The organism is Rhodococcus sp. GQ147 (assembly GCF_059759155.1).
Genome location: NZ_JCAXDU010000042.1, coordinates 1 through 5,050, shown reverse-complemented (window position 1 = coordinate 5,050; position 5,050 = coordinate 1). Strand labels below are relative to the sequence as shown.

Below are 5,050 nucleotides of genomic sequence, written 5' to 3'. Positions count from 1 at the left end.
GCTTCTGCAACGGCTGGCGGCCAACTCCGACGAGTTCGGCGACTGTATCGACGGGCGCTGTGAACCGCCGACCGTGCAGGTCACGCTGCTCGAGGGGGCGCGGGAGTGGATCGCGGCCGACATCGCGGCACGACCGACCCCGATCGCGGCAGCGGTCGCCGCGACCGGAACGCTGCTGGACTCGGGCAACGGGGCGAGACCTGCGGTGATCGACGCTACGCGGATGATCGATCTGATCGACTCGGGCGATGCCGAACCGGTCGATCCTGATGACGAGTTCGGGCCGGTCTCATACGACGGCCACGTTTGGGAGTGGTCCGACGACACGGAGGGGTACGTACCGACGTAGAAAAGACTTCCGCGGCGTGGTGATGGGCCGCAGCGGTATCCGCCAGGCGGCGCAGCCAGTCGCGACGAGATGAATACGGTCCCACCACTTTTCCTAGGCGAGACCGTATTTTCCGTATCCCGTGAACCTGAGCCTGTTAATCGATCAGGACCAGCACGAGGACGGTCCGGGTTGAAGCAAGAACTTATCCCTTCTTGATCGGGAGACCGCGAGTAATTCCCGCCTCCTCAAGCACTCGTCTGGTGGAGATCAGTGTGTAGAGGTCGCCGCCCGAGAGGTGCCCCCACTCCTCGTCCATATTCCTCTCCTGCACCTGGCGGAGAAGCCGCCCCGCGTCTTGCCCAAGTTCGCTGTGATCACATCGACTGTGTTGATCGACGAACAGCTCAGCACTGCCGTCCGCACGGTAAACGAAGACTGCGCATGCCAACTCAAGATGCCGAAACTCGGCCGGGCCATACTTCCATCGTCGAACTTGACCAGTGAATCCGGGCAGCGGCGGCAGCGGCACGTCCTCGTTTTCCGGATCTACCGCAAACTCTGTCACCACTCGGGTGCCATCATTAATGACATCGACGAACCAATCGAAGGATTGATCCAAGGCCACCCCCGGAATCACCAAGGGGATTCGGCGTTGCATTCGAGCTTCGATGTTGAGTGCCTTCTCGACATCGATCGGCAGGGTCTGCTGTATCACCGCCACGTGGCCGCCGTTCTTGCGATCCAAGAGACTGACAAGATCAAGACCGTTCGACTGAGCCTCTGGACCACCTACTGCCAGGGTCACGAAGGTCGTTGTGCCTGGAGTTGCGTCCGTATGTACCGCCACAGCGCTCTTAGAGGGCGCTTCGGCCTGATGGCGGAGTTGTGAGGCCGGGAACTGAAGCACGAGCGATGCACGCCAATTAGGTACGATCTCGCTACCGGTGCGCTTCCACTTCGCGATCGCATCCCTGTCGCCAGGTCGGAGCCTCTCGCGGATCGATGCGCTGAATCCGAATTGTGAATATCCGTTCGAATGCAAGCTGAACTTGAAGTGCTCCGCTCGGGCCCTCGGCGTCGCATACAACTCGTCCGAGATGTTGTTATCTTTGCCGGTCCATACCCGCCACTCGGCTGAGCGCCTCCCGTCCGACGCTTGAACGTAGAAGCGAACGACTGAATTCTTTTTCGGTGCCAAGACAGCCTTCCCCGTGGTGGAGGGATCCTGATAAACGAGCTATAACACCCGAAGGTGCCCTTCTGGAGAACAGGGACCCGACGGTTCCCCAAGCCGACTACAGCGTAGTTTGCCGAAACGACAGACTTGGACTGGCTAACGGTCCGGGTCAAGGCATCGTCTATACGCCTCCTCGTCGAGGAACGTACGCCAAAGCTTTCTTCCGTGAACATTCGGCGCCTGCCGGGTGCGGATCTGCGAGCTGGCCCATCCCGTGGTCTCAACTCTGGTTCCAGTTCCGCCAATCTGCACAGCTTCCTCCAGACAAGGGTCGAGGTCGCTGTCGTGAGTAGCCAGGATCACCAGGTCGATGTTCGAGTTCATGACTGCTCGTATGACTGCTAGCGCACACAGTACGTCGACGCCCTTCTCCTGGATCCCGCGGATCACGCCTGAGTTGCGGTCGATCGTGTACTTCAGGGGCCGATAAATTACATCGATGCGGTCGTCACGAGTCCAACGAGACAGCTCCTGCTGGGTATACGCGTACCGCTTCGGCTCATGTTCTTCGACAGGCTGACCGCGGTAGACCTCCATCTTCACCAAGTCGGCATGGGGATAGCCGGAGCGTTGACGCCTGTTCCGCTCATCAATCACATTGCGGGCATACGCGAGCGGATGGATCAACGAATGATGCTTCGGGGTACCGAATGCTTCGAAGTTGTCGTGGGCTGTCAGATGGATGTTCTGGTAATCCATCACGATCGCCGCACGCAGCCTGTGTGCAACCTGCGCTTCCGACATCACACCCCCCGGTAGATAAAAAAAGCCTCGCCAGTCCCGGAGGACGGCGAGGAGCAATGAAAGAATTATGTCAAACCAGATCTAGGCCGTCAAGGCAATGGGGGATCCGAAATAAAATACTGCGGTGAGTCTCCGGATGGGTGATCTCTCAGCCAGGACACGGAACTTGGTCAGAGGCCGCGGGCACGCCGTTGAACTTGAGTCTTCTCGGGCTCACGAGCAACATTCGAGGAGAGGTAACCCGGTGTGCGCCAACGGTGGTGTTCAAGCAGGTGAGCGCCTTGGCGTTCGATATAGGTCCAGTCAAGCATACCGCGGCGGTCCTTTGGTCGGCCTCCGGCGAGGCTGTCCTGGTCGGTGATGTGGTGAGTGCTGCGGTAGGCGGCGGCGTCAGCAATAGTGGACCGCCACAACGCAGCGTGTTCGGGATCGTCGGGGCAGGCACCGAGGCTCGAGTGCGCCCAGATGCGCAAGCACCTCCCGGCGCAGACCACTGGCGTAGTCGAAGTCGAACTCCTCGAGGCTCTTGCGGGCGGGGAACCGGGCACTGCGAATACGTCCTTCCCCGCCGTGGGCTTCGCGGGCGGCGACCTCGCGTTGCAGGCACGCGACGAGAAACTCGACGTGACTCCATGATTCGGTACGGGCACGATCGGCGAGCCGATCGACCGAGTCCCGCAGCGTCGGCGCCTTCAACGCTCGGGTGAGATAGGCGATCTCGGCGGTCAGCTCCGCCGCCGTGCGATGGGTGCTCATCCCGATGCCTCGTCGTCGAGTCCGAACAGCGTGTCGTAGTCGCGGAGCCGGCGTTGCTCGACCTCCACCGAGGTCGGGTCCGGGACGATCGACAGTCGGCTGCGGCGCAGTGCCTGGGCGGCGTCCGCATGGTCGGGATCGATGATCGACTGGTGGGTGGCCCAGCAGCGGGGATGGTCGGCCACGATCCGGCCGTCGCAGAATGCCTGCACCCGGTCGAGTCCGGCGACGAGCTCGATGCGTCGGCCGATCGCGGCCGGATGCACCGAATAGTCATTGGCGTCGAGCCGGATGTAATGATCGCGTGGGAGCCGCAACGATCGGCGCCATCCGACCATCGGGGCGATCGGCGGCAACGGCAGCATCGCCGCCCGATCGGCGGCGATCCGGTCGGCAGGGAGAGAACGGTCAGTTCGCGAGTTTGGCGGCGGTGGTGACGACGCGGGTGGCCATGTGATCCAGAGCAGCGAGGGTGGCGTCGTTCAGTTCGTTCTGGTTGTTCGGTCCGGTGACGTGACTGACCCCGTAGGGGTTGCCGTCGGCGAACTTGAGCGGGTCGGTGTAGCCGGGCGGCACGAGGATGCCGCCGAAGTGCATCAGCGAGGTGTACAGGCCGGTGAGGGTGGTTTCCTGTCCGCCGTGTGCGGTCTGGCTCGAGGTGTAGGCGGCATAGACCTTGTCGGCGAGTTTGCCCTGTGCCCACAGCCCGCCGAGGGAGTCGATGAACGTCTGGAAGGGGGCGGCGGTGCTGGCGAAGCGGGTCGGGGAGCCGAAGATGACGGCGTCGGCCCACACGATGTCGTCACCGGTGGCGGCCGGCAGGTTCTTCGTGGCCTCGTAGTTTGCAGTCCAGGCGGGGTTTTCGGCGAAGGTGGCCGGATCACGGGTTTCGGTGATGTGGCGCACGCGTACCTCGGCGCCGGCCGCTTCGGCGGCCTTGGCCAGACGTTGGGCCATGGCTGTTCCGTGGCCGGTGGCGGAGTAGTAGATGATCGACAGCTTGGTCATGTCGGTCCTTTCCTGGTCGGTGATCGTGTCCTGGTGAACAGGGTCGGTGGCCGGGGCGCGTTTCCTGCGCATCAGGCGGCGAAAACTGAACTTCATGGCACTTTCCATCGGTTTCGTCCGGATCCCCGCAGACACACGAGGTGCGGGAGTCGCCCGGTGGTCACTGTAATGGAGGTGGTTGAACTGTCAACCTCTTTCCTTCGGTTACCGGCTTTTCGCGGGGCGACACTAAGGTTCGAGCCGGCAGACCCGGCCGCACCCCGGGCCCGGCGTCTGCGCCCCCAGGGGGATACCCCGGAGCGATCGACCAAAACTGATTGCGCGAGCAACTGCACGAAGTGGTGGAAAATATAGTTGCCCAGTCAACTACATTGGGTAAACTGGACATATGACCGACACACGATGGCTCTCCGACACCGAACACGACCTGTGGCGCACCTACCTCGACGCCACCCGCCTGCTGCTCCAGCAGCTCGATCGCCAACTCGTCCGCGATACCGGAATCTCGTTCACCGACTACGAAATCCTGGTGGTGCTCTCCGAAGCACCGCAGCAACGGCTGCGGATGCGCGAGCTGGCCGAGGCGAGCACGGTCACCCGCAGCGGCATCACTCGGGCGGTCACCCGCCTCGAGAACGCCGGATGGGTGCGGCGCGTGCACTGCGAATCCGACAAGCGCGGCGCCTGGGCCGAGTTGACCGACTGCGGCGCGGCCACGCTCGCCGCCGCTGCTCCCGGACATGTCGCAGCCGTGCGCGCGAACATGCTCGACCTGCTCAGCCCCCGCGACATCACGACGATGACCTACCGATTCGATGAGATACGCCGGCACATTCTCGACGACCACGACCCTCGGGACGCACCCGACGCCACGGTCGCCTGACAGGCCGTCGTACCCAACAGTGCGGAATACCTGCCCGCCACACCGCACGTCAGATCAACATCGTGGCGAGCGCCACGCAGACGAACGCCAC

General features: G+C 62.8%; 4 protein-coding genes and 3 pseudogenes. 2 read left to right on the top strand and 5 right to left on the bottom strand.

Annotation, left to right across the window (positions count from 1 at the left end; translation table 11 throughout):
- Positions 1 to 349: pseudogene (locus AC6CID_RS24815) on the top strand (hypothetical protein); the annotation flags it as partial.
- 184 nt (positions 350 to 533) lie between these two features.
- Here the strand turns inward: AC6CID_RS24815 and AC6CID_RS24810 are convergent.
- The 5 genes and pseudogenes from AC6CID_RS24810 to wrbA form a co-directional block, all read right to left on the bottom strand.
- Positions 534 to 1,529 carry a hypothetical protein gene (locus AC6CID_RS24810; RefSeq protein ID WP_138846297.1) on the bottom strand — a complete coding sequence of 332 codons (996 nt, stop codon included), beginning with the start codon at positions 1,527 to 1,529 and terminating at the stop codon, positions 534 to 536.
- 135 nt (positions 1,530 to 1,664) lie between these two features.
- On the bottom strand, positions 1,665 to 2,312 hold the full coding sequence (locus tag AC6CID_RS24805) for an NYN domain-containing protein (protein WP_138846298.1): 648 nt from the start codon (positions 2,310 to 2,312) through the stop codon (positions 1,665 to 1,667).
- A 450-nt stretch (positions 2,313 to 2,762) separates the two neighbouring features.
- Positions 2,763 to 3,068, bottom strand: a pseudogene (locus AC6CID_RS24800) (ATP-binding protein); the annotation flags it as partial.
- Positions 3,065 to 3,490, bottom strand: a pseudogene (locus AC6CID_RS24795) (Mu transposase domain-containing protein); the annotation flags it as partial. The pseudogenes AC6CID_RS24800 and AC6CID_RS24795, both read right to left, overlap by 4 nt.
- On the bottom strand, positions 3,477 to 4,076 hold the full coding sequence (gene wrbA, locus AC6CID_RS24790; RefSeq protein ID WP_138846365.1) for an NAD(P)H:quinone oxidoreductase: 600 nt from the start codon (positions 4,074 to 4,076) through the stop codon (positions 3,477 to 3,479). The pseudogene AC6CID_RS24795 and the gene wrbA, both read right to left, overlap by 14 nt.
- 388 nt (positions 4,077 to 4,464) lie before the next feature.
- Here wrbA and AC6CID_RS24785 point away from each other — a divergent pair, with 388 nt between their 5' ends.
- The gene (locus AC6CID_RS24785) at positions 4,465 to 4,959 is read left to right on the top strand and encodes a MarR family transcriptional regulator (protein ID WP_138846301.1); all 495 of its coding nucleotides are present in this window, start codon (positions 4,465 to 4,467) and stop codon (positions 4,957 to 4,959) included.
- The last annotated feature ends 91 nt before the right edge of the window (positions 4,960 to 5,050 follow it).

What these genes read in the sequence shown, in the direction of transcription:
- AC6CID_RS24805 (WP_138846298.1), bottom strand. Translation starts at nt 2,312, where the DNA reads ATGTCGGAAGCGCAGGTTGCACACAGGCTGCGTGCGGCGATCGTGATG.
- wrbA (WP_138846365.1), bottom strand. Translation starts at nt 4,076, where the DNA reads ATGACCAAGCTGTCGATCATCTACTACTCCGCCACCGGCCACGGAACA.
- AC6CID_RS24785 (WP_138846301.1), top strand. Translation starts at nt 4,465, where the DNA reads ATGACCGACACACGATGGCTCTCCGACACCGAACACGACCTGTGGCGC.